The organism is Phaeodactylibacter sp., from assembly GCF_040219495.1.
GTDB lineage: Bacteria > Bacteroidota > Bacteroidia > Chitinophagales > Saprospiraceae > Phaeodactylibacter.
In genome coordinates, this window is record NZ_JAVJSK010000134.1 from 1 (window position 1) to 25261 (window position 25261).

22 protein-coding genes are annotated in these 25261 nt (G+C 49.1%); 11 read left to right on the top strand and 11 right to left on the bottom strand.

Features of this window, described 5'->3' with window-relative positions:
* Window positions 1-136: 136 nt before the first annotated feature.
* From RIC19_RS21210 to RIC19_RS21220, 3 genes are all read right to left on the bottom strand, one after another.
* On the bottom strand, window positions 137-1330 hold the full coding sequence (locus RIC19_RS21210) for an immunoglobulin domain-containing protein (RefSeq protein ID WP_350180374.1): 1194 nt from the start codon (window positions 1328-1330) through the stop codon (window positions 137-139).
* Between the two features lie 267 nt (window positions 1331-1597).
* Entirely contained in the window at window positions 1598-2185 is a 588-nt protein-coding gene (locus tag RIC19_RS21215) for a Crp/Fnr family transcriptional regulator (protein WP_350180375.1), read from the bottom strand.
* A gap of 111 nt (window positions 2186-2296) precedes the next feature.
* On the bottom strand, window positions 2297-4459 hold the full coding sequence (locus RIC19_RS21220; protein ID WP_350180376.1) for a T9SS type A sorting domain-containing protein: 2163 nt from the start codon (window positions 4457-4459) through the stop codon (window positions 2297-2299).
* A 722-nt stretch (window positions 4460-5181) separates the two neighbouring features.
* Here RIC19_RS21220 and RIC19_RS21225 point away from each other — a divergent pair.
* From RIC19_RS21225 to RIC19_RS21235, 3 genes are all read left to right on the top strand, one after another.
* The gene (locus RIC19_RS21225) at window positions 5182-5964 is read left to right on the top strand and encodes an enoyl-CoA hydratase/isomerase family protein (RefSeq protein ID WP_350180377.1); all 783 of its coding nucleotides are present in this window, start codon (window positions 5182-5184) and stop codon (window positions 5962-5964) included.
* A 156-nt stretch (window positions 5965-6120) separates the two neighbouring features.
* Complete coding sequence (locus RIC19_RS21230) at window positions 6121-7713, top strand: GMC family oxidoreductase (RefSeq protein ID WP_350180378.1); 1593 nt, start codon at window positions 6121-6123, stop codon at window positions 7711-7713.
* Between the two features lie 230 nt (window positions 7714-7943).
* Window positions 7944-8363, top strand: a complete 420-nt coding sequence (locus RIC19_RS21235) for a sll1863 family stress response protein (protein ID WP_350180379.1) — start codon at window positions 7944-7946, stop codon at window positions 8361-8363.
* An 82-nt stretch (window positions 8364-8445) separates the two neighbouring features.
* Here the strand turns inward: RIC19_RS21235 and RIC19_RS21240 are convergent, their stop codons facing one another.
* The 4 genes from RIC19_RS21240 to RIC19_RS21255 form a co-directional block, all read right to left on the bottom strand.
* Window positions 8446-10785 (bottom strand): hypothetical protein, encoded by a 2340-nt coding sequence (locus RIC19_RS21240; RefSeq protein ID WP_350180380.1) that lies wholly within the window; start codon window positions 10783-10785, stop codon window positions 8446-8448.
* Window positions 10730-11752 (bottom strand): hypothetical protein, encoded by a 1023-nt coding sequence (locus RIC19_RS21245; RefSeq protein WP_350180381.1) that lies wholly within the window; start codon window positions 11750-11752, stop codon window positions 10730-10732. The genes RIC19_RS21240 and RIC19_RS21245 overlap by 56 nt, the downstream gene beginning before the upstream one ends.
* 31 nt (window positions 11753-11783) lie before the next feature.
* Window positions 11784-12653 (bottom strand): alpha/beta fold hydrolase, encoded by an 870-nt coding sequence (locus tag RIC19_RS21250; protein WP_350180382.1) that lies wholly within the window; start codon window positions 12651-12653, stop codon window positions 11784-11786.
* 86 nt (window positions 12654-12739) lie between these two features.
* On the bottom strand, window positions 12740-13729 hold the full coding sequence (locus RIC19_RS21255) for an NYN domain-containing protein (protein ID WP_350180383.1): 990 nt from the start codon (window positions 13727-13729) through the stop codon (window positions 12740-12742).
* 378 nt (window positions 13730-14107) lie between these two features.
* Between RIC19_RS21255 and RIC19_RS21260 the strand changes: the two genes are divergently transcribed.
* The 8 genes from RIC19_RS21260 (at window position 14108) to asnS (ending at window position 21674) form a co-directional block, all read left to right on the top strand.
* On the top strand, window positions 14108-14878 hold the full coding sequence (locus RIC19_RS21260; protein ID WP_350180384.1) for a Bax inhibitor-1/YccA family protein: 771 nt from the start codon (window positions 14108-14110) through the stop codon (window positions 14876-14878).
* A 131-nt stretch (window positions 14879-15009) separates the two neighbouring features.
* Complete coding sequence (locus RIC19_RS21265; RefSeq protein WP_350180385.1) at window positions 15010-15345, top strand: TraR/DksA family transcriptional regulator; 336 nt, start codon at window positions 15010-15012, stop codon at window positions 15343-15345.
* Window positions 15346-15815: 470 nt separating this feature from the next.
* The gene (gene radA / locus RIC19_RS21270) at window positions 15816-17192 is read left to right on the top strand and encodes a DNA repair protein RadA (protein WP_350180386.1); all 1377 of its coding nucleotides are present in this window, start codon (window positions 15816-15818) and stop codon (window positions 17190-17192) included.
* Window positions 17193-17225: 33 nt separating this feature from the next.
* Entirely contained in the window at window positions 17226-17630 is a 405-nt protein-coding gene (locus RIC19_RS21275; protein ID WP_350180387.1) for a thiol-disulfide oxidoreductase DCC family protein, read from the top strand.
* A gap of 3 nt (window positions 17631-17633) precedes the next feature.
* Window positions 17634-18527 (top strand): RluA family pseudouridine synthase, encoded by an 894-nt coding sequence (locus tag RIC19_RS21280; RefSeq protein WP_350180388.1) that lies wholly within the window; start codon window positions 17634-17636, stop codon window positions 18525-18527.
* A 160-nt stretch (window positions 18528-18687) separates the two neighbouring features.
* Window positions 18688-18939, top strand: coding sequence for an RpnC/YadD family protein (locus RIC19_RS21285; protein WP_350180389.1), 252 nt, complete (start codon window positions 18688-18690; stop codon window positions 18937-18939).
* Between the two features lie 167 nt (window positions 18940-19106).
* The gene (locus tag RIC19_RS21290) at window positions 19107-19775 is read left to right on the top strand and encodes a porin family protein (RefSeq protein WP_350180390.1); all 669 of its coding nucleotides are present in this window, start codon (window positions 19107-19109) and stop codon (window positions 19773-19775) included.
* A gap of 444 nt (window positions 19776-20219) precedes the next feature.
* Window positions 20220-21674 carry an asparagine--tRNA ligase gene (gene asnS, locus RIC19_RS21295; RefSeq protein WP_350180391.1) on the top strand — a complete coding sequence of 485 codons (1455 nt, stop codon included), beginning with the start codon at window positions 20220-20222 and terminating at the stop codon, window positions 21672-21674.
* Between the two features lie 61 nt (window positions 21675-21735).
* Here asnS and RIC19_RS21300 read toward each other — a convergent pair whose 3' ends face one another.
* The 4 genes from RIC19_RS21300 to RIC19_RS21315 form a co-directional block, all read right to left on the bottom strand.
* A complete protein-coding gene (locus RIC19_RS21300; protein ID WP_350180392.1) occupies window positions 21736-22227 on the bottom strand; it encodes a DUF4199 domain-containing protein in 492 nt (163 codons plus the stop codon).
* 62 nt (window positions 22228-22289) lie between these two features.
* Entirely contained in the window at window positions 22290-22685 is a 396-nt protein-coding gene (locus RIC19_RS21305) for a hypothetical protein (RefSeq protein WP_350180393.1), read from the bottom strand.
* Between the two features lie 56 nt (window positions 22686-22741).
* Window positions 22742-23377: a hypothetical protein gene (locus RIC19_RS21310; RefSeq protein ID WP_350180394.1), complete on the bottom strand. Its 636-nt coding sequence runs from the start codon at window positions 23375-23377 to the stop codon at window positions 22742-22744.
* Window positions 23378-23461: 84 nt separating this feature from the next.
* A complete protein-coding gene (locus tag RIC19_RS21315; RefSeq protein WP_350180395.1) occupies window positions 23462-25243 on the bottom strand; it encodes a T9SS type A sorting domain-containing protein in 1782 nt (593 codons plus the stop codon).
* Window positions 25244-25261: the final 18 nt, after the last annotated feature.

Sequence of the window (25261 nt, forward strand, 5' to 3'; positions counted from 1 at the left end):
GAACACTGATGAATGCAATGCCTCTATCAACATTATGGACAACACCAAACCTACCGCAGCCTGCAAAAACATCAATATATTCCTCGACCCGCAGGGCAACGCTTCCGTTTCCGCAGAGCAGGTCGATAATGGGTCCTCAGATAACTGCGCAATAGAACTGATTGGGGGCTAGTGCCCTGGACTGAATTGCGCAGTTGTCTGAGGACCCATTATCGACCTGCTCTGCGGAAACGGAAGCGTTGCCCTGCGGGTCGAGGAATATATTGATGTTTTTGCAGGCCGCAGTAGGTTTGGTGTTGTCACCAATAATAACTGTAACTGGGGTAGCCTGGCTTTCACAGGAAGAAGACAGCGCAGTAGCATAAAAGGTGGTCGTTTCTGAGATTTCAGAGGTTTGAAACGAGCTTCCTGTTCCTGCAAGATTGTTTAAGCCTTCATCTGAATACCAATTGATCTGGTCCGCATCAAAAGCCGTTGCTTCAAGTAGGAAGCTTCCAGCTGTACAACTGCTCCCTGGTTCGGCCGGGACTTCAGGAGCAGCTGGTGATGGAGGTACGGTAACTGTTACGGTGGTCCTTTCGGTAGAACATTGGCTTGTTTCAAAGGCAACGTAAAGTGTAGTACTCTCTGTAAATTGCTGTACTAACGTAGCCCCTGTATGGATAGCATTGCCTCCCTCAGGTTGATTATACCATTTGATGCTTCCATTAATAAGTGGCTGGGCCATAGCTGCAGTCAAGCTTAACTCACCCCCGGAACAAACGGTAGTGCCCCCCATGATTTCCGGCGGGGCTACCGGGTACCAGTCAATATAAACAGTGACGGAGTAACCATTTGATCCGTTGATGACAACACTTTGCCCATCAGTCGAAAAGAAATCTAAATCTATTTCTTTATTAGAACTGGGAGATTGGTCGGTATCCTGAGCGTTACATGAGGCGTCTGTGTCAAGCGTATTATCACCTCCACATCCATCTTCTTCCCACATTTGCGCAATTATTTCAAAGTCTGTAGCACAAATGGCGTGCCCTTCTCCTGCAAAATCGTTCCTTGAATAAGTACCGCAGTTAGATGTGCCAAGGTTTATAATGGCAGGCTGAAGAGCTTCTACGGTATTTTCAAATAGATATTTCAGCGTGATTTTAAACCTGGGTTCCGGGGCGTTTGGAGCAAAAGGAGGAAAACCGCCTGCATCTGTTTGACATTCAGAATTGTGGCTCACGCTAGTGATTGTGGCGTTGAAGTTAATCAAGTCCTGAGCGAAAATCGTACAATAGCTTAGAAGCCCCAGCATAGTTAGGCATATTGCCCTTGAGGTGAAATGGTGCATATTTGTTGGGTTTTATCTAAAGTTGAGCTGATCCCTGCAATACTTACTTCGAGGCGCCAAACGGGCCTGTGTAGGATGAGTCATCTCATCCACTCCATAAGTGGCCATGTATCTAACCATGACTCTATAGCAATTGGTGATCAGCTAAAGGCTAACAGTCAAATTATTGAAAAGGGGGAGTGTGCTGTTCGGACAATCGATTCGGAAGTGCTTGATGATTTCCGCCTCAAAGATAAGAGCAATTAAAGAGCTTAGTCTTGAATTAATTTAAGAAACACGGCGTTTGCTTTTGATTTTGCTCAGCCATTCGGGAGTTATTCCAATGAACTCAGCAATATATTTATGGGGTACTCTTTGAACTACAGGATTGTGTTCTAATTCCAGGTAATTATATACTGCCTCTTTTGATAAAGTCGTAAGTTTTATTCTATACTCGTGTTCGGTTTGGATAGCATGTGCCATAGTGGCAATGAAAAAGGCCAATGTTGGAGGGTGCTGATAAAAAAATGTTTCCATTTTGGATTTAGGAAATTCAATAACTTTAGAGTCTTGAATAGCAAGAATTGAGGAGTGACTGGGAGACTCATCAAAATAGCTATGAATATCCACCATCACAGGTAAGTAATTATCCAAATGAAAGTTGATAGTTTTCTCCCAATCCTCTTTCTCCTGCCAGTACCGGATAATAAACCCTCCTTCGAGTACAAAAAAAGCTTTAGTATGAACTTCATCAGGATAGGATAGCAACTCATTTTTTTTAATCGCCCGAATTTTTCCCAGCTGGAAAAAGCTATTTTGTAACTCATTGGGTAGGTTAAACCGATCTAAATAATTCTTAAACTGTTGCAAAACCATTGTAGTGAAGATTGATGCTTCTGTTTCCTAAATAGAAGAAGCCAGCCCCGACTGGAACTGACTTCTTCTATATCTATTGGGTATATTTAGTCAATCCATTGAAAAAATCACTTACTGCTTCAGTACCTTAAGCACTTCACGGTAGCCATCCTCTGTCTGGACTTCCAGCAGATAAAGCCCCGCAGGGAGTTTGTTAGCATCCCATTCCAGTTGCCAGGTTCCGGGCTCCAGTTTGCGCTGACCGATAGCCTGTCCGAGCTCATTGCGCAGTACTGCTGTACCGGCTACCACTGTAGCTTGTTCGAACTCCACCGTAAACAGGCTCTGTACGGGCATTGGCCATACTTTAGCGCCCTGCTTAACGGCCGAGGCCTCCGCTGTTGGTACATTCGGAGTAGAGAGCGGCATGATTCCAGAACCGGAAACCTCTACGTTGCTGAACAGAGCTGTAGCCAGGTTGCCATTGCGGCTAGTTGTGAACAAGCCTACTTCTGCGCATTCACCCAGTTCAATATAAACTTGATGGAATAAATACCAGGCGTTGCCGTTATTACTGTGGTACGCACGGATGTAATTGCCGATGCGCTCCAGGCGAAGCCAGGTATCATGGGGGGCGAAGTAAGGCGTGAAGTTCAGCGGATCCCCGTCGTTATAGCGGGCAGCATGCAATATTCTGTTGGATTTATTAGCAGCAATAGCGAATAGCTTGGAACCGCCGGAAACAGGGATTTGGGGTGGGGAGATACTCTGTCCTGCTCGAATCATCAATCCGGCGTATCCATTGCTCACACCGTCAAAGCGGGCTGTGATCATACTGTTGCCGCACAAGGTCTGGTTCAGGAAGGCCATGTCATCGCTGGTCGCGTTATGACCCTGGCGGGAGGAAGTGGAAATCTCAATGTCACATCCCAAAACAAATTCGTCACCTTCCCCATTTTCGCCCAAAGAGCTCTTATCCCAAAGCTCATCAATCTGGTTTGGCCCAATGAAGAACGGATAGTCCGAAAGGATGTCTCCGTCATTGAAGAAGTAGCCTGTATTGAGATGTCCTTCAAAGAAAAATCCAGGTCCCTCCTGCGGCGAAACAGGAATGTTACCCAATGATAAATCAATCGTGCCCTCGTTATAGAGGCGGCCATCATTGACAATCGGCAAAGGTCCATCGATATAAATGGTGGCACAATCCTTATTCTCAATGAGGCCACTACCTGAGGTCACCAACGAGCCAATGATGAAATCATAATATGGTGCTTCCGGGTTTTGTGGAGCTCCCCCTATGATATCATTCAAGGAGATATCAACCACGTTGTGGTTAACAAAATTGCCATTGTCGCTTACATATACAGCTGCGTAGACCTCTCCCTCAGGCACACTCTCAGGGTCCGGTGTCTCACCTGGATCTGGCCCTTCTTCGACTTCCGGAGCCCCCGGAGAGGATGGTGCAAAGACTTCCATAAAGATGTTGAGTGCTCCTTCGTTTTCAAATTCCGCACCCGATTCGATATACACTACGTCCTCATTTACAAGCCCAAGGTTTATGACTCCATTTTCGGTGTTGAGGAAATAGCCATCGTCAACCTCAATCCCTTCGTTATTTACAAAACTGATATTAATCGTTCCGTTGTTTATGAATTCAGTATCGTCATCGTCCTGATCAATGGCATCGGATTCTACGAACATGATTTCAAGCAAACCCCGGTTGCGGAAGATGGCATAATCGTCCATTTCAATGCCCTCGTTGTCGATGTAGCTAATGTAAATACTGCCGCGGTTGACCAGCAGTGCGTCGTCTTCCATATCAATACCGTCGCCTTCCATATCGGCGTAAGCAATGGACAATTCTCCGCGGTTGAGTACGCGGGACTCGTCAGTCATCTCTATACCATTGCCGGTGTAATCTTCCTGACCGGTATGGTGAATATCGAGCGCTCCCCAGATGACGAGGCTCGAGGAAGCATTCATAAAGATACCTTCTGCATAGGAGTTGGCAACGGTCAAATCCCCTTCCGAACGAATAAGAAGGGTCGCATCATTGTCGAGATAAACAGACATGCAAGCTGCATCAGAAGCTGTAATCTGAACGTAAGCGTCTCCGGCTATGGTGACGGTGTTGTACTCATTCGGGACTTCATCTGTATCCCAGTTGTCAGGGTCTTCCCAGCGCCAGCCGTCCCCGTCACCTGTCCAGGTAATGTTACCGCCAGTCGCCAGGGCGGTGAAACTACTGCCTAAGAACAAGGCAAATAGTAGCAATGTGTGCAAATTTGTTTTCATGAGAATGATAAATTAAGTAGGTTATAAAATGCATATTTGTCACTTCGAGTGTGTGGGCCATCTAGTCAAAAAAACCGTTGTTTTCTTGGTTAGACGGACAGCCTGCCAAACTGGTTTGCCAGGGGGGCAGAGGCACAAAAACGAAGTTTACCATTTAGCTAAATGGCTTGTCCTACAGCATGCAGGAAGGGTTTCCGGGGTGCAGGATTAGCAGGGGATACCCTGATGTTACCCAGCAGACCGGTTCCCAAAGTCCCAGCACGCTCTTACCTTTACGGAATGACCGTAAGTAAGGTTTTGGCTTTTTACGACTAAATTTAAGTAGAAGATTAGCCGTCAAGGCTCTCTATTACAGTTGAACCTTTTTGGCTGGCTTATGCCTAGTGGGACATCGAACTAATTAATGGCATTAATGTAGGTGAGGGATGCGCCTACTAAGGCGAGACACAACACCAAAATACCATCATATTTTTGATGTGTTGAAAGAACAATTGGTGGGGAACCCTGCAAATATAGATATTTTTATCAAAGAAAGATGTTTTTCTTCTTTTTTTCAATTGATTTAGTGCATGTTTGCAGCAAACGATAGTAGGCAAGAGCAGCCCGAAATGTAAAGTCTCAATACGCTCTTAATTCCGTCAAAAATCTCTATTTTGGCTCTTGCCGGATAGATTCCGCAGTACAGAGGTGCTCGTTATTATTAAGTCATCCAAAAAAATATCATGCCCTATACCAATTTATTGATAGATGAACAGGACGGTATCCTTATCCTGACCCTCAATCGCCCAAAGGCTATGAATGCGCTGAATACAAAGACTATGCTGGAGCTGCAGCATTTCTTTAGTGAAGATGCGCCACAGCGGGAAGGGCTCAAGGGGGTCATCATGACTGGTGCAGGCGAAAAAGCTTTTGTTGCCGGTGCTGATATCAAGGAGTTTTTAGCACTGGACACCCGAAAGGGGCAGGAGATGGCGCAGAGAGGCCAAAATGTTTTCTTCCTCATCGAACGCTTTCACAAACCGGTCATCGCTTTGGTCAATGGTTTTGCGCTGGGTGGAGGCTGCGAGCTTTCAATGGCCTGCCACTTGCGTATCGCGACAGAGAATGCCCGTTTTGGACAGCCCGAAGTCAACCTGGGCATCATTCCCGGGTATGGAGGTACGCAGCGGCTGATTCAGTACCTGGGTAAGACGAAAGCCACGGAGCTTCTGCTGACCGGCGATATGATCACCGCAGATCAGGCGCTATCCTGGGGCTTAGTCAACTATGTGCTGCCTGCGGGCGAGGCGCTGGAAAAGGCTAAATCGATTATAGGGAAGATTGCTAAAAAAGGGCCGATTGCTATCGCCAAAACGATCGAATCTATCAATGCTTATTTCCAGTTCGATGAAGATGGTTTCGACCGGGAGGTCAGAGCTTTTGGTGAAACTACGGGTACGGAAGACTTCAAGGAAGGTGCCGCAGCTTTCATCGAAAAGCGCAGCGCTGATTTCAAAGGAAAGTAATTGGATGCCGAGACAAAGTGCAGGCCTGCAGCTTTACCGCTACCGGGAAAATCAATTAGGTTAATGGCTCGTCGCTAAGATGGTTAAGGGAATAGTGAATTTATGGCGAAAATTCGCTAATTTTCTGCTTTGGATGCCTTAACCAAATTTTGTTGCATGCCATTTGATTACATCATCGTGGGCGCTGGTTCTGCCGGCTGCCTGCTCGCCAACCGGTTGTCGGCCAATCCCAATCACCGGGTGCTTTTGCTGGAGGCCGGAGGGGAAGACACCGACAAGTCGATTCATATCCCCATCGCTTTCAGTAAGCTGTTCCGCAGTCCCTACGACTGGAATGACGACTCTGTGCCTCAGGCAGGGATGAACAACCGGCGTTTGTTCCAACCCCGTGGTAAGGTATTGGGTGGAAGCAGCAGCATCAATGCCATGATTTACATCCGTGGGCACCGGGCCGACTACGACCACTGGGCAGCCCTGGGGAATAAAGGCTGGGGCTACGATGAGGTGCTGCCGTATTTCCGGCAATTTGAGCAAAATCTGGAATTTGAGAACGAATACCACGGCACACAAGGGGCGTTGACGGTAAGCAAAGGCCGGCATCATCATTTGCTCAGCCGGCAGCTGCTGGTCGCCGCCGAACAAGCCGGGTACCCGCTCAATGAAGACTTTAATGGAGCTCAGCAGGAAGGCTTCGGGTACTATCAGGTGACACAGCGGGGCGGTGAAAGATGTAGCGCTGCACGTGCGTTTCTGGAGCCGGTACGGCACCGCTCCAACCTGGAGGTTCAAACCGAGGCTACTGTCCACCGTATTCTGACAGACGGAAAGCGGGCCTCAGGAGTCCGGTACAAGCGGGGAGCCGTTATGCACGAGGTTGAAGCAACGCGGGAAGTGCTGCTCTGTGCGGGCAGTTTCAATAGTCCTCAGCTTTTGATGCTATCGGGTATCGGGGATGGGAATGCACTGCGAAAACTGGGGATAGAGGTGGTGCATCACTTGCCTGGGGTCGGGCAAAACCTTCAAGATCATTTGCTGGCTGGCTGTGTCTACCATACGCATTTGAAAAACACCCTTGATAGTGCCGAGCGTTTTCCATGGTCAATACGCTACCTGCTTCAGTACCTATTCCTGAAGAAGGGGCTGCTGGCTTCTAACGTTGCTGAATGTGGTGGCTTCTTGCGTAGCCTTCCGGGTCAGGATGCGCCGGACCTGCAGTGGCATTTTTCCCCAAGCTACTTTCTGAGGCACGGTTTTGATAACCCCGAAACGGGCAATGGTGCAGGTTTGGGGATGACCCTGATTTGCCCTTACAGCCGGGGGCAGGTACAGCTACAAAGCCCCAATCCTGAGGACCGGCCACTGATTGACCCCAACTACCTGAGCGATGACCGTGATCTGCATACCCTAATCAGAGGTTACCGTATCACCGAGCGGATCATGGCGCAGCCTGCTTTAGCGCCCTACCTCAAGTCGCGTTTTATGCCGCCTCCTGAGGTCGAAACAGAGCCTACTTTGGTGCAGTACTTTCGCGATTGGGCACAATCGCTCTACCATCCGGTCGGTACTTGCAAAATGGGGCAAGACGAAGCGGCAGTGGTGGATCATCAGCTGGCCGTACAGGGGGTTCAGAACCTCCGCGTAGTGGATGCCAGCATCATGCCCGTTATTGTCCGGGGCAACACCAATGCCCCGGCGATGATGATTGCGGAGAAGGCGGCCGCTATGATCCGCAATAAAGCCACTTCCTGATACAAAACGAACATCCTCAGTGTCTGCTCGTTCCTTAGTTGGAATCATTTGCGGGGAATAAGACCTCCATACCAATCAGCTCGATTTTTCTATCGGCTTCCAGCTATTCTTCACTCGCCTGCAATAGGTGAATACGCTGATTCAGGATATCGCACCAAAAGATAATACTGATTCGGGTAGCTGGTTTTATAGATTTATTACCATTGAAAACAATCAAAATCCACTTAATTATGAGATTCATTGCTAATTTAAAAACCCTTCTCGTATTGTTTTTGGGCTTCGGGCTTCTGGCCTGTGGCAGCGATAGTAACGATGCGATGGAAAACACAGAAGATGCCGTCGAGGACACCGCGAATGAAATCGCAGATGTGTTCCGCTCTGACAAAGAAGAGATGAAGGCCGAGATTGATCGTACCCGAGAAGAGGTAAATGAAGAAATCGAGGAACTGCAAGGTGACCTTGAGAATGCCTCAGAGAGTGCCAAAGCAGAAATCCAGAAAGAGATTGACCAGCTGAAAGCCTGGAGCAGTGATCTGGATCAGAAAATTCAGAATCTGGGTAATGTAGCTCAGGATAGCTGGAAAGATTTTAAAACAAACGTCAACAGCACCCTGGAGAAAATTGACCAGGAGCTATCCGGTGACAACTAATTTTGTCATCCAATGCTCCAGTTTGCATAAGCAATTCAATGCGGCGCTGCCGCCAGCAAATAGCCTGGCGGCAGCGCCTTTTTTATTGGCTTACATAGTAGTTAAGGTAGTTGCATTCACGTATCGCCCGCTGGAAAAACCGGGTTTGCGGGTATTGCTCTTTCAGGCGCTTGAAGTAGGAAAGGTACCCTTGGGCTTGCATTTGACTCTGGACCTGAGAAAAAGTGGTTTCGGAGTTGCTCCAATCATCCATGATAAACTTATTGGACCAATAATTGGCTTGATCCAGGTCTGCCATTGCTTTGACGTAAAACACCTTTTGCTGGGCCTTTGCCGCCATAAAACAAGCTTGGGCTGCCATTTCTGGTTCCTGGGCATATTTCATTGCCTTGTCGTAAAACCCAAGAGCTACCCGGCAATCGTAAAACCCATCATAAGAGACACCGCTGCGGAAGAAGTTCATGATTTCATAAGCTGGCCCAAAGTAGGTCATATTGTAATAAGCATTGCCCAGTAGGTAATAATCGGTTGGGCTGTTGGTCTCCTGTGCTATTTGGTAGACCTCCGCGAGTTTCCGTACGAAGCGGTTGCGGGTAAAGGAAGCGCTGGTGTAGGCTTTACAGTGCACACAGTCGTTGATACTCATATTGAAGGGGTTTTCCTCCAGTGGGAAATCGTACTCAGCGGGCAAACTGTCAAATAAAGCGGCCGCAGCACCGAGGGTTTGCGGATCGCGCATCAGCAACCGCCCCTTAATGTCGAGCACATCGTACCGTACCCTACGGATGGCTGCGTCGGGGTCTTGCACAAAGGAAGACCAGGTCGCTTCGTTTCCGGTGAAATGTTTGAGTGCCAGTAGCTCAAGTTCGCTTGGGTCAGGCTGATTGATGAAGGTCAAAAGGCTATCTATCCCCTCCATGTCAGGATTTGTTTTGTTAGAGCTGATGACTTCCCGTGCCAGCAGCCGGGCCATGATGTGGTCTCCGGCCAGGCGTTTTCGGTGCGCCAGCAGTTCCAAAATAAACTCCTGATTGTTCTGCTGGGTCGACCAATTCGCCATAGGGTCTGCAAAGAGCTCCACCAACTGAATCGCGATGGTGTTTTCCTGAACGGTAGATAAAGGCTCAACCTGTTGCATGAGCTGAATGGCCAATAGCAGTTCGCCCTGAATACGAGCCTGAGGCCCTTCCAGCTCCCCTGCCTGCTCGAGTGTGATCCTTGCCGTGGAGAGCCGCCCGAGCATGAGTTCGAGGTAGCCTTTAGCCAGTGCCCAGAAGTGGTCGTCGCGGTTGTTGTAATAGGCCGTAGTCGAAAACCGGAGGAGCTGCCCGGCATAGTCCTCATAGTCCTCATTTTTGAGGAGGCTCTGCCCGTTTTCAACCCGCTTCATAAGCTCGGCGATGGGCTGTTGGCCGTAGAACTTTAGGTTATTGCTTTCCAGTTTGTTGATTTCTCTGGACATCACAATGCGCAGCCATTCATGATTGCCCAAAAGGCCGAATATGGAGCGCATGTCCTCCAGCCCCAGCACATCCTGTTTGGTGCCCCGGATGAAATGCATTAAGGCTTTGTCCTGGTTGGTTTGGCACTGCTTGTACGTCGAAGTCCAGTCTTGGCTGTTAGCAATGTTGAAGCTGTGGTAGGCGCTGTGCCGCCGGCTGGGAGCTTGCTCGAAGACCTTCAGGAAGTGATAGTATCCTTTTCCGGTTTCTCCTGCCTGCAGTAAAAGCCCGGCGTAGTGGTCCATTGCCCAGTAGCTGATCAGGTCTTTTTGCTCCAGCGGGGCAAAGTACTTATTGTAAAATTGAATAGCTTCCTGGGTTTGCCCGGTGTAGCGGTAAGCTTTCAGCAACTGAAACGCGTACCGGTTTTTAAGGAAGGGGAATTTTTCGCGCTCCATCGCCTTTTTTAGCCGCTCGGTTAAGTTGGCAGCGGCTTCCGGGGTTAGCTCCTCCTGCCTGCCGTAACCCCAGGTGTCGGTGGGGCGGTTGGATAGGGCTTCCATTTCCAGGGCGAGCAGCAAGTATTGTTTGGCGGCCTCTTGCCGGGGTATGGACACCATGGAGCCATCAAACAAGACGGATTTGACGAGCACGTCCCGGCCCACATTGTGGTAGCCTTCGATCCAGCTGTCGTACAGGACTTTGCGTAACGGGTCTTCCTTGACCGGCTTTTCAAAAAAATGCTGCCAGCTTTGCAGGTTGGCGTCGGGGTAATCGGCCTTGGCCCAAATATTGTAGTAGGCGCTGGAGGTATAGAAGGTCGGTTGGTACTCTTCGCCAAACAGCCATTCGGGCACAAAGAGGTTGAAGTAATGGATGGAATCGTCGAAAGCGCCACAGGCGTTGAGTGACTGTACGCCCAGGCTAAGGAGTAACGAGGCGCTTAGCCAAACGCTGCGGAAGGTTTTCGGGAAAGGCATTGGATAGGTTTTCGTCAAGATGGTAAAAGAGAAGGTGCTCACAGTTGTTATCAATGAGTTTGAGTTGGTCTGTTGCGGTTTCAAGGTCAGCGGTCGTGGGGGCTTCACAGCGCAGTTGGTCCCCCTGGTTAAGATAATGATTCCCAAAGTAAGCATTTTGCTGCATGCGGTAACGGTTTGGGCCCAGGGCTTCCACTGCTGTCATGGTGTCGAGTTGACTACAGCTGCTCTGATTGATGATAGCGTGCAATTCGCCCAGTCGGTACGCCAGCACCCAGGAAAAGGTGGGTAACGCATAATCCAGTGGAAGGTCATACTGCATGTTTTTGGTTAGGTACGTTGCTGCTGTGTTGGTGTTCAGGATGCTGTTGGGCTCTTCAACGCTTTGAATATCTCCCATATTGTAGTACATCAGAACGCCGCGGTCTACCGGAGGTACGCCGGTTTGCTTCGGGTATTGCAATTGGTGCAGCCGAATAGTGGCGGTCAGGGTTTTGCCCTCTGCCAGCTGCCGGAAACGCTTTAAGAACCGGAAGTAGGCGGCTTGCGTGGAGGGGCTCCAGTCACAATCAAGTTGATAGGTAGTAGGGGAGAGGTGGTAAGTGGTATTGATTTCCCCCAGGTAATTCCAAACTTGCTCAGCCAGGGCGTCCGGATTAACCTGCGCCTGGAAGGTCCGGTTGGTAATGAACACACAGGGCACTATTTCGTAGGCCTGATAAGCCTCTCCTTTGAATCGTATGGGGGCTTTGGGCACGGCTTGCCCGTTTTCAATATCCACATCCAGGTATTTCACGTAAATACGCTGCACCCGTTGGCGCTTCAGCCACTCCGTCTCGGCAGGGCTGAGGTCAAAAGTCGATTTCCAATAGTAGCAGCTGACAGCCGGTGGTGTCCGGTCAGGTTTACAGCCAGTCAGTAAGCTTCCGGTCAGTATCACGATTAACAGGGTGCGGAATACGCTCATAGCAATAGCATAATGCAGGAAGGCGGAAGGGTTACAGGTTTTCCCAAAATGCCCAGCAGTGCTCAAGGACCAACCCGGGCATTTCGGTTTGGGGGTAGTGCCCTACACCTTGCAGCAGCTGAATGTCGGGGGCCTTGACCAGTTCTTTGTAGCGCCTGGCCATGTGCCTTCCGGAAATCGGGTCTGCTTCCCCAACGATCAGCCGGACCATGACCGGAGGCTCAAACAAGGGCTTTACCCAGCGTTCCCGGTATTGCTCCCGCTCTTCCATATAACGGATGAGCAGGTGAAACACCCGCTGCCCGCTATTATAACGGATGAGCGACCACCACTCGTCTATTTCACGGGCGGAGGGTCGGGTATTGGGACCGAATATCTTATCAAAATTCCGCTTTAGGGTGCTCCTGGATAACAATGGTGTGAGCCACTGCCCAATAGGGCTGAGTAGCAGCTTTTGAATAGGACGGGGCTGATGGGTCTCGGGAAACAGCCCGCCATTGAGCAGAATAATGGATTGGACTTTTAAGGGTGCATCGCTTTCAGACTCCCGTGCGAGCAACTCCTGAGCCACGGTGTCTCCATAGTCGTGGGCAAGCAGGTGATACTGAGTGACGCCGATGTAATCAAGCAGCGACTCCACCAGGTCTGCCTGTTCCGAGATTTCATAGTCGTAGTCTGTAGGCTTGTCCGAGTACCCAAAACCCAGAAAGTCGGGAGCTATGAGGTGGTATTCCAGGGCTAGTTCCTCCCAGAGCGCCCGCCAGTCCCAGCTTGAGGTCGGGAACCCATGCAGCAGGACCAGAGTGCGCGGCTTCCCAGCACCGGTCTCCTTATAAAAAATCCTATGATCATCAAATTGGAAGTACTGGCCGGTTTCGTACCATTCTCTCAACTGAAGCATGGGCTAACGGTTTAGGAGGGCGCAAAACAGGGCGTAGCTAAAGTACTGGCAGGTGTACTGTTCAGCTACGCCCGGTTAAAGCGGATTTATTCTTCGTCCTCTTCCTGTAAGTACACATCAATAGCGATATCCTGACCCGTTTCCTGATTTTTACCCAGGCGGAACTCTACCCGGTCATTAATGAGCAGGTCGTTGAAATCGCAGTTTTGTACCTCAGAGTGGTGGAAAAACAGGTTGTTTGGCGGATAGGCAATGAAGCCAAATCCTTCTTTGAGCGATAAAATGGTGCTGGAGTGATAGACGCCATCCTCAGTGACCATCACTTCCGGTACAGCGGTTTCCGTTGCCTGTTTCTCCTGTTGCTCCCGGGGATTGTCCCGGTAGTCTTTCTTGGTGTAGTGTTCGGTTTTAGGAACAAACAGGTTGTTGACAATATGGGAGTCCCGGGTCACGCGGTTATCTATGATTTCATGCATGGCCAGAGGGTAGGTAACGTCTTCCAGCAGGTCTTGAGAGGTCCGGGTAGACCGCTGATTGCCGTAGTCATCCGTATATTCAAAGTCCCATGAAAGGACCATCACCCGTGTGCCACGGGAGTTGACTTTCCGGATGAGCGGCACATAATCGCTATCAGAGGCGATAAGTACCAGGACATCAAATTGTTTGTAAAAGACTTGCTCAAAGGCTTCCAGGGCCAGGAGTACGTCAATGCCTTTTTCAGCTTTACGCCCGTAGCTGTTGTTGCGCAGCGGCAGGTAGTGTGTCGTCACGCCTTCAGACATTAGTATGTCGTCAAAGACACGCTCATAGTAAAGTTGTTTGCCCTTTTGGCTAACCTCAGAGGCGCTCAGCCGCCCGCGGAAGTAGTGGGCATCTACGATCTGGCAGTGGTTGACATTAGTGCCGTCCCCTTCCAGTTCTGCAACTTTATGCCGAACGAATTCATGCAGCCCCTTGATGCTTATGCGGGTTTTGCGTTCGTGGACGTAATTGTAAAAATTACTGACATGGTAGAAGTAGTTTCCATCGTAAAATACACCAATCTTAATGAGTGGTATCCCGTTGGTATTTGTCATTTAATATTGAAGTGTTTTTTCTTTTTAAATCTATGCTACAGTTTGGATGTTATCCTTATCAGTTTATGCGTGCAAAATGTATTTAGGAGATTTTTTCGGGGACATTTTTTCTTATGCAGCCGCAAACGTACGCAAAAAAACTTATGTGTCGGCTCTGTATTGTAGAAGAAACACCTTTGAGGCCAGGAGGTTCAATTGGACTACGGCAACAAAAATGAGAATTAATTGTAGATTTGAGTAGTTCATTCTGTGAACTTGTCTGATAAAATAGCCTGAATCGTCAAGATTTAGCCTCAAAAAGGGAATTTTGGGTATCACAAGCCCGTTTTTCAGACCAGTTCTGTATTTTAAACAGCAATTCACTAACCTAGTAGTAAAATGAGCAGAAAAAAAGGTTTTTTTCAATCGCGTAATCCTGTAATGGGTGAGAAGGCTTTTCAGCGGGCCTCTGATCAGGTTTTAGACGCTGACATGACGCAGGCAGGTGCGCACGAAGACCGCATGACCGTTTCTGGTGCCGTCAACAAGTCGCTGTTGTTGGGCGCATTGATGATTGCAACGGCAGTACTCAGCTATGCAGCCGCTAACCCGCTACTGATGTGGGGCGGTGCTATCGGCGGCCTGATCGTAGTCCTAATCGCTACGTTTAAGATGGAATATTCTCCAATCCTGGCACCCATCTATGCGGCGCTTGAGGGTTTGTTTGTCGGCGGCATCTCCGCTGTCTATGCCAGTGCTTTCGATGGTATCATCTTCCAGGCGGTAACTTTGACGAGTGCGGTGTTCTTTCTGATGTTGTTCTTCTACAAGACAGGCATTATCAAAGTCACCCAGAAATTGCGCAGTGGCATCATCATGGCTACCGGAGCTATTTTTGTGGTCTACATGCTGAACTTTGTCCTTAGCTTCTTTGGTATCAATCTGCCTTATTTGCATGACGGAGGAATGATCGGCATAGGCATAAGCCTCTTGATCATCGCGGTAGCGGCCATGAACTTGCTTTTGGATTTCGACAACTTTGATAAAGGAGAAAAATACGGTGCGCCGGCTTACATGGAGTGGTTCTCTGCAATGGGCTTACTGATTACATTGGTTTGGCTTTATATAGAGATTCTCAGGCTGATTGCTATCTTCTCTTCTAGTGATTAAGAGCGTGTTGGGACTTTTGTCCGAATAAGCCAAAAACGCGGGGAGCCAAATTGCGCTCTCTGCGTTTTTGTTTTATCAAAAGCTTGTTGGAAATGCGCCGGCTCGGCTACAAGCGCTAAAAATAATTGTACATGAATCCGGAAGAACGCAATACCCTGAAAACAAAAATCGAAGCCGCCATTGTCAAAACCACAAAGGAGGTGGAGCGCCTGATGGAGGAGACCAAACCGATTGCGCCTGAGAATGCGATCGGGCGGGTGAGCCGTATTGATGCCATCAATAACAAAGGCGTTTCTGAAGCGGCTTTGCGTTCTGCCAAACGAAAATTGACCAATCTGAAAATTGCCCTGACAAAAATAGACCGTGAAGATTTTGGCATTTGTGGCCGGTGTAAGCAGCCTATCGCCCCTGCCCGCTTGATGTATATGCCCGAAAGCACAATGTGTGTGAGGTGTGCAGATTACTAGTGAGACTAGTCCGAAATAGCTGGGCGTATTTCACCCTTTGAAGCCTTGGGTTTGCTGAACTTCTAAGCTCAGGTACTTACAAGACCATCTCATTAAGGAAAAAAAACAGGGTCACCGCACCGAAGTGCAGCACCCTGTATAACCCCAAAAAACCAAATGAAAACAATCTACATATATCTTTGATCCCCTGATTTAAATCAAGAGATTATTATCTCTGTAATGTATACTAGTTAGTAAACGAAAAAAAGTACTGTCTGGTTGTAAAGAAAAAGTAAGCTAGTAGTCATACAGCCTACAATTAACAGGAAGACAGATTGTGTTAGGTAATAAGGCTAAGAGGTTTAAACAGTGTAAAGTTAATAAAAAAAAAATTTTCTAAAAACACTGTTTTGATTTCAGGCAACTCTTATCTTCTACAATTCTATCTTAGTGCCTGAATTTGAGAGTGTAACATCAAAAATAGAAAAAGGTTGGCAAAGGTGAAAAAAGTTTTTGCTTGCAGTAACTGCGGCGCAACGTCCCCGAAATGGATAGGGAAATGCCCGCATTGCGAGGAGTGGAATACCTACATTGAAGAAGTGATATCGAGGGATACCACGATAGAATCAAAAGATAAGGGCTGGAAGTCCCCGGAGAAAGCATCGAAAAACAAACCGGTTCCGCTTCCTGATATTAAAGCTGGAGAGACCACTCGCCTGACAACTCCTGATGGGGAGCTGAACCGCGTCCTGGGGGGCGGTATTGTGCCCGGGTCCCTGGTGTTGATAGGAGGGCAGCCAGGCATTGGTAAATCGACTTTGCTTTTACAGCTTGCGCTCAACGTACCCTTCACTATTTTGTATGTTTCAGGTGAAGAAAGCGATGAGCAAATCAAAATGCGCGCCGACCGTATTGGTGGCGAGGCCTCAAACTGTTATATCTTGTCCGAGACCAACACGAATAAGATTTTGAAACATGCGCAGAACCTGAAGCCATCCCTGGTGATTATCGATTCCATACAGACTTTATCAAGCCCGCATATTGATTCTATGCCAGGCAGCGTTTCTCAGGTCCGGGAATGTGCTGGCGAATTGCAGCGGTTTGCCAAAGAGGAGCATATTCCAGTCTTTCTCATCGGGCATATCACGAAGGAGGGCTCCATTGCCGGCCCTAAACTCCTGGAGCATATTGTAGACGCCGTGTTGCAGTTTGAAGGAGACCGCAACTATACCTATCGTATTTTGCGTACCATCAAAAACCGTTTTGGAAGTACGGATGAGCTGGGCATCTATGAAATGCAGGCTAGTGGGCTGCGGGAAGTGTCCAATCCTTCTGAGCTGTTGCTTTCCCAAAAGGATGAGGACTTAAGTGGTAGTGCTGTGGCAGCAACCATTGAGGGCCTGCGCCCAATGCTTATTGAGACACAGGCGCTGGTCAGCACTTCGGTATACAGCGCCCCGCAACGTTCCGCTACAGGGTTTGATTTAAGGCGGCTGGGTATGTTGCTGGCGGTTTTGGAAAAACGAGCAGGATTGTTTTTTGCACAGAATGATGTCTTTCTGAATATAGCAGGAGGTATTCGTGTGGATGATCCGGCAATGGATTTGTCCATTATCGCTGCGCTGATTTCCTCTTTGGAGGATGTTGCTATCCCTACGGATGTTTGTTTTGCAGGTGAAGTTGGCCTGTCGGGTGAGATCCGTGCGGTCAACCGGGTGGAACAGCGGATTCAGGAGGCCAACCGGTTGGGCTTCAAGGAGATTTATATTTCCAAGTACAACAATAAAGGACTGGACAAGAACCGGTATGAGATCGAGGTCAAGGCGGTATCTAAAGTGCAGGAGCTTTACTACACGCTGTTTAAATAAAAAACTCTGACTTGCTAAGTCTGTTGATCAAATATGGATACAACTAAACATCCCATATTGCTTTTTGATGGTGTTTGTAATCTTTGCAACAGTTCCGTTCAGTTTATTATAGAGCGCGACCCTGAAGCCCGCTTCCGCTTCGCTTCTCTGCAATCAGAAGAAGGGCAGGGTTTACTTCATACTTTTGGGGCCCGCCTACCTGATCTCAGCTCTGTCGTATTGGTACAGGATGGAAAGCTATACGCCCGTTCCGAAGCGGCTTTGCGGGTTGCCCGGCAGCTCAAAGGCGGATGGGCGCTACTCTATGCCTTTATCGTAGTGCCCCGCCCCATCCGTGATGCCATCTACAACTGGATTGCCCGCAACCGGTACCGTTGGTTCGGAAAAAAAGAGGCCTGCATGATTCCATCGCCCGATATTCAATCTCGTTTCCTTTAATCAGTGGAAGCTATTGAAGAACATATCGTACCTCCGGGTGTAGCTCCGGTCAGGCTAAGCGACTACTTGCATCAGGTTTTTGAAACCCTTCCCAGCCGGAAAGGAGGTAAAAAAGCCATTCAGGGTGGTGCTGTGCAGGTAAATGGGCAACCTGCAACGACTGGCGTCTGGGTAAAGCCTGGTATGGTCATTTCACTGATTGACCTCAACCGAAACCCTCCAAAACCCTTTCCACTGGGAATTCCAATCTTGTACGAAGACGACTTCCTTGCCGTGGTACACAAGCCTCCGGGGCTATCCGTTAGTGGTAACCACTACCGCACACTGCTGAATGCACTGGTTGGGCAGTTAGCGATAACTCCGGCGGAAGATGCACTGCCCTGGGGAATGCCGGTGCACCGGTTGGATGCGCCAACCTCTGGCCCTGTTGTGGTCGCTAAAACCCGCCGGGCTCAGGTGCTTCTCGGTCAGGCCTTCGAAGCACGGACGGTCAGAAAAGTCTACCAGGCTATTGTTTGCGGGCGTGCTCCGGATAGCGGGACGCTCGATGGAGACTTGGATGGCAAGCCTGCACTAACCACTTTCCAAAAGCTAGAGGAATGCCGTTCTTTGAATTGTGAGTGGCTGTCATGGCTGGAGCTGCACCTGCATACCGGGCGCACCCATCAGATACGGCGGCACTTGGCTCACCTGGGCACTCCTATTCTGGGGGATGACGCCTATACGCCTGAAGACAAGCCGCTATTGCGCAAAAAAGGTCTTTTCCTAAGTGCCGTTTCCATTGCTTTTGATCATCCCTGCGAACAGGGTAAGGTAAAGGTGGAGGCCCCGCCGCCTGAAAAGTTTAGAGCTATGATGGAGCGGTCAGAAAGGTATTTTTTGAACAAAAACAAATAAATTGACATATTTTGTTTATATTGTGGCATGGTACCCCACGATATACTTTGGAAAGGGCTAATTGAAGATTTGGCAGAGGATTTTCCTGCCCTTTCAAAAATCAGAATTTAGCTTTAAATTTGAAGAACAAGTCCGAGGTATCACAAAATCTAGAAAAGCTATGGGCATAGAAGAAGCGATCATACAGGAACTCAAAGCCCAGGCCATGAGGGAAGGGCGCAATACGGGTATTCAGAAAGGTCTTAAAGAAGGTCTTGAAAAAGGCAAATGGCAAAAGACACGCCTGTTTATTTTCCGGGCAGACCGCAAAGGGATGTCTGTAGCAGATATTGCAGAGCTCGTCGACCTGCCTGAAGAAGAAGTGGAGGCACTCATTCAAGAGGTTAGGCTAAACCCTCCGGAGGAACACTAGTGCCTCAAGCCATAAATCCTTGACACCCCAAGTTTCGTTATTTTTCGACTTAAGTATCAGAGATTCATGACTTGAGGCACTGGCTCGGAATTTAACAATGTTAAATTTTGTAAGGGTCGCGTGGTCGCCCAGGTTTTTTCGTTTATCAATAAACTAAACATCAAATCATGAGACCACTTCTGCTAACCGTTCTGCTGCTAACAACGGCGACTTCACTTTCTGCTCAATTCCGCCCAACGATCAGTCTTTCTGCTGGAAGCAATATTTCGACGGTACGATGGTACAATCCATTTGAACTGAATGGGCAGACCATACCCTCAAATGAGTATGATGAAACCGCTTTTGGGTTTCAGGCAGGTTTGTCTGTTGAATTGCCGATCTCTTCGACCTTTGGAGTTGTAGTCTCCCCCACATTTTCCCGACGAGGTTTCAGCGCCAATGAAGAAATATCTGGGGTGGCCTCTCGGGTCCGCCTTGATTATTTTGATTTGCCCGTATTGTTCCGGGTTGCTCCCATAGACCGCTTTTTTATCGAAGCAGGTCCTGCCATCAGCTATATGTTCCGGGCAGAAACGATTGAGGAAGGCAAACCTGTTGGGAATGAGGAAATATTGGGAAAGCTTTATAATGATTTCGATTTATCGGCCGTGCTGGGGCTCGGCTATGTCGTAAATGAACGGCTTACTGTCAATTTGAGGGCTTGCCACGGCTTTCTGACGGTCATAGATGCTCAATTTACAGATGGGAACGGAGAAAGCTTAGTCGATGGCAGTGAGCCTAAACTCCTCAATCAGTCCCTGCAGCTGAGCGTCCAATACGCTATTCTAAATCCATAGCATCAGAGCTCTGAAGCCCTCAGAAGCTGTTTGAATTTGGTTTCTGGAATTTATTATGAGGCATTTTTTTGCCAGTCAAGGCGCCAAAACCGGAGTTTAGCAGCGCTAAATGAGGATTTTGGTAACGCAGAGTGGCGAAAAAAGACCATAAGAAAACCTGAGGATTAAATTCAAACAGCTTCTCAATCCTGACAGAAATTAAAGGCCCGCTACAAATCCCGAAAGTAGCGGGCCTTTAAATTTCCCCCTTTTTCTTAAAAGCCCTATTTTCGCGCACTCAAAGATGGGGTTGCAGGGAATTTATCCATAGCATCCCGTGTTTTAGGGTCCTGGTTTATGGGTTTTAGGAAGCATACGAAGGCTGAAAACCAAAGCCTGTCCCTCGTAAAGCTTTAATTTACCGGGCAAACAACTATTCATCAGAGGCATGCTAAAAAACGAAAAATGAGCAAGCGCACGGAGATTCAAACGATACTTGAAGATTTTACGCCCCGCATTGGGCAGGAGCTTACCGTTATGGGCTGGGTACGGGCCTTCCGTTCCAACCGTTTTATAGCCCTGAATGACGGTACGAGCATGGGCACACTGCAAGTCGTTGTGGATTTTGAGCAGATACCTGAAGACATACTGAAGCAGGTTTCCTTCCACGCTTGTATTAAAGCTACCGGCAAACTGGTGGAGTCGCAGGGTACGGGCCAGGATGTGGAGCTGCTGGCAGATACCGTGGAAATCCTGGGCGCGGCCAATCCCGAAGAGTACCCTATGCAGCCTAAAGCGCAGTCACTGGAGTTTTTGCGTGAGAAGGCGCACTTCCGCATGCGCACGAACACCTTCAGTGCGGTATTCCGCATCCGTCACGGTATCGCTTACGCCGTGCACAAGTACTTCAATGACAACGGCTACTTTTACATGCATACGCCCATCATCACTGGCAGTGATGCCGAGGGTGCAGGTGAAATGTTCCGGGTCACCAACTTTGACATCAGCAATCCGCCGCGGACGGAGGAGGGCGAGGTCAACTTCAAAGAGGATTTCTTCGAAAAGGCGACCAACCTTACTGTTTCCGGACAGCTGCAGGCAGAAATCGGGGCGCTGGCTCTTGGTAAAGTCTACACCTTCGGCCCGACGTTCCGGGCGGAGAACTCCAACACTTCCCGCCACTTGGCGGAGTTCTGGATGATTGAGCCGGAGGTCGCCTTCTACGATATTTTCGACAATATGGACCTGGCGGAGGACTTCTGTAAGTACCTGATCAACCATATCCTGGAAAACTACAGCGCAGAGCTTGAATTCCTGGATCAACGCATTCAGAAGCTGGAGCAGAACATGCCTAAGAATGACCGTCGTGCTATGGGGCTCATCGATACGCTGCGTTTTGTGGTCGATAACGACTTCGAGCGCATTACCTATACCGATGCGGTCAACATCCTGCGCAATTCCAAGCCTTACAAAAAAGGCAAGTTTGAGTACGAGGTGGAATGGGGCAAAGACCTGCAGGCGGAGCATGAGCGTTTCCTGGTGGAGAAAAAATTTAAAAAGCCAGTCATTGTACGCGATTACCCGGCGTCTATCAAGGCTTTCTACATGCGCATGAATGATGAGCAGGAAGGCGTGCCGGGCAAAACCGTAGCCGCAATGGACGTCCTCTTCCCGGGGATCGGGGAGGTGATTGGCGGCTCACAACGGGAAGAGCGGCTTGATGTACTAAAAGCACGCATGGCTGATATGAACGTGCACGAGGAAGAACTTTGGTGGTACCTCGAACTGCGCAAGTTTGGTGGTGCGCCTCACGCAGGCTTCGGGCTGGGCTTTGAGCGTATGGTGCAGTTCATCACCGGCATGGGCAATATCCGTGACGTGATTGCATTCCCACGTACGCCGGGCAACGCGGAGTTCTAAACCCGCGCAATTACAGCAAAAAGAAGGGGCGGCAGATGAAAAACTGCCGCCCTTTGTTATATCAGGCTGCTTGTACCGGTTTGCGCTGTATAAAAATGGCCACAATTGCAGAGGTCACTATGCCCATAATTATGGCGCCGATCCCACCTTGCATCATATAGGATTGTAGGTTGAAATACTCCGCAGCAGCTTCCGGCGAATCGTAATACCCTGCATCTATCGAATAGGCAATCATGTTTGGAAAATACTCCGGCGAGACAAGGCTATGGGTGATCCATTGAGTTAGCGGGCTGAGCAGCGCAACGATAATGCTAATGAGCAGCCCTGACATAAACCCCTGCTTCCAGGTCATCTGCCCGCCCAGCTTTTGCCGCTTTTCCCGTAGTGCCAATACGTAAATGACGATGGCTACCAGCCCGAAAATATTGGTCATATAGGGGTGCTGCTCAATTTTGGGGCCATGCCACCCCATCGCTTTCTCAAAGACCATCCAGGCCAGGGCCGCCGCACAAAAGATTAGCGCCCATTTGGTTTCTGTTGCGTATTTTTTCATGACTTAGGCATTTTGTACCTCCTAAGATAGGCAATAATTCATACAAACTGAGTAGAGATTTCTTATCTCAAACACCTGATTACCCTCCTTGCCAGTGCATCAATCAGGTCCTCCGCTAATTCGTCATCATCCGGTAGATCGCTGAATGTGGTCTCTGAAACAGAAGAAGGAATTGCCCGTGAATCCCCGGAAATCTCAACTTCCTCGTCCTGTGCTTCCACCTGATCGGAAAAAGAACAGCCCGACATCGTACACTGCCCGCTCTGATTGATGATGTCCACCGATACAGAAAGGCTCGCCCGCTTGTGATGCGTGATGTAGGTCACCGTGCTGGATACTTCTTCATAAACAGGCACCTCATAAGCATTACCGCTGGTGTCGCGTTTGGTTTCGTGCCCGGTGATGACTTCCTTGGTATGATGGTCTTCGCTACTGTCCTCCCATTCGTCAATATCCACATTACTGAAGTTGATCCGGATGACGCAGTCCGCTTCCGCAGGATTTAGGCTATAGCTCAGCTGATAAAAGTCCCCGGCAGGCCCGGCAAGGTTGTCCAGCGCCCGCTCGGTATCGAAGCGATAGAAAAAGGGGGGGCGAGTTCCACCCGGGCCTGAAGCGTTCCACCCTTTCGTGCTGCTTTTACCAGGGAGTCGAGCGCGGCTTCCACCGAATTGCCGGCATATTCCTCCGCATGCCTGAAGTCAAAATAGGCCGCCTGAGCAGTAGATTTGCGACTGGTAGTGTCAAATTCCAGCATCCTTTGCCGGCCACGGTCAAGGTAGGCCTGATAGATTAAGGGCCGGGTACGTTGGTATTCGCTTTGCAGCCCGTCGAGTTCATATTGCAGGGTGCCTTGCAGATAGGGCAGGGCAGGGGAGAGCTGCTCTTGCAGGTCCGCATTGCGGTCGAGGGCTTCAGCCCAGTCAGCAGGGTCATCGGAGGCGTAAAGTTGATCGCGCACGTCATGCTCGCGCTGCAGGATTTGCTCGGCGGACCGCCGCATCAGGACGCGGAGTTCCGGGTCGCCCTGACCGTGCTCCAACCGGTCAAGGGCTTTTTTGAAGGCTTTGTCGTAATCTCCTGCTTCGAAAGCTTGTCTCGGGGACTGACAGGCGGTGAGTAACAGCAGCAGGTAAATGTATTTTTTCATACCAATAAGTTTGGCTTTGAAAATACAAACCTCTGAGCATAGCGTGTACAGCCCTTACCCACTTTAGCCCGCCCTTAACGGTTGTCAGGGGGCTTTTATGAAGCGCTTAACGTTTTGCGTATCCCCATGCAGCCAGACAATAGCGTACAGCCCTGCCGGCAATTGCTCCAGCGCAAACCGGTGCTTTAGCGTGCCAGGACCTAAGGTGCTGCGCCTGAGTATTTGGCCGTTGGAATGGTAAAGCAGGAGCTCGCTGCCGGTATCCAGGCCGGAAGGCAGCGTGATGTCCACCCAATGTTCCGCCGGGTTAGGAGAGATGCGCCAGTCAGGCTCGGGGGACGCTCCATTGTGGATATCCAGATTGGTGCAGAGCAGGTTATCCTGATAAGTATGCTCCGTCGGTGCGCCATGGGCTGTAGCCCAAAAGCAGAGCTCATAGGGGGGCTCCAGGTCTTGTAGTAAGAACTGCATTTCTTCGTCAATGGTAAGTGTGGCGCTGCCTCCGGGCGGGATCGTCACGTCTTCGAATGGGAACCAAAAGCCATAAATAGATTCACAAATGTCTGTGAATTCCCCACAACTTGGTCTTCGGGTACTCACTGATATGCCACTAACGGGGCGGTTGCCCAGGTTGACGACTTCAATAGTGAAACCATTAAGCCATACTTGACCATAACCGCCTTCGTCAGAGGGACAATTTATTCTGTCCTCCGGCAAGACGGAGTAGTTTCCGTTCCAACTGATATTATGAATAGCAATGTTTACAGCTTCAAAGGAGTGCTCTAAAGTTTTTAGCGATAGCGTCTTAAAAGTCATCATATTTGCTGCGCCCCCGCTTTGCATACTAATGGGGAAATCCCGTCCAGGGTAACGGTTTTCGTCAGGGATAAGCCGGTGCCCTAATAAGGCTATGGTTCCCTCCTGTATTGCTACATCCCACAAATAACCATCCCAGGGAATGAGAAAGTTTTCCCAGGTGTCCAGATCAGCAGAACGTTTTTGCATCCATGTCCGGTTACTGGCATCCATTCCAAACAGGTAGTAATATCCCTCGTAGTATTGAATGTGCTGGTACTCAATACCAGATTTTATTAGGTTTACGGTCGTAGAGGTTGTAAAAGGGTACTCAGAAACCCAAATCGTACTGTCTATGAGCGCACCAATTTTTAATCCGAAGGGGTAAAAGTCTTTAATATTGGCTACGGTTGGCTCAGAAAAGCCGATAAATCCAGGGCTTAAAGAGAAAGACAAGTCAGTAGCGTCGTAGTACCGTGGGTAAAGACGAGTTGATGCTGGGTTAAACCGCTTTAAATGAACCCAGACTATGGAGTCGCCGTTGCTTTTTATCTCGCGCGTATATACCAGAGAACCACTGTCCCGAAACAGGACATTAAGCAAAGAGTCGAGTAACAGCGTGCCTTGAATGCCTACGGCTGCAAACCTGCCGTCCTGAAGACTTTCTATTAAGCTTAGATAATTGGGCTGTGTATTGTTGTCTAGTACTCTTATTGGTTCACCTGTGGAGTTTTGAATAGCGGCACCGCCGCTGTAGATTAAATCGCAGCCTCCCTGCCCTCCTACCCAGGCTAGATCACCATTTTTACTTATTGTTGCATCCGTCATGTAGATAGGGTCTTCCCAGGGGGTATGAAATGTTTGCTGAATGCCTGAAGCATTTATTCGGGCTGCGTATCCTCCGGAATTATGTCCTTGATGGTTGTAGGTTTCTGCAGTAACAAACCATTCCCCACCATAAGGGATAATCTCAGCAGGCTGACAATAAAAAGAGGGCTGCCAGCTCAGGTCCACATACTGAGCGGATAGTTTGCAGGAAACCAACAGCAGCACAGGTAGAAAATAGCGCATGTTTTTACCCTAAAAATA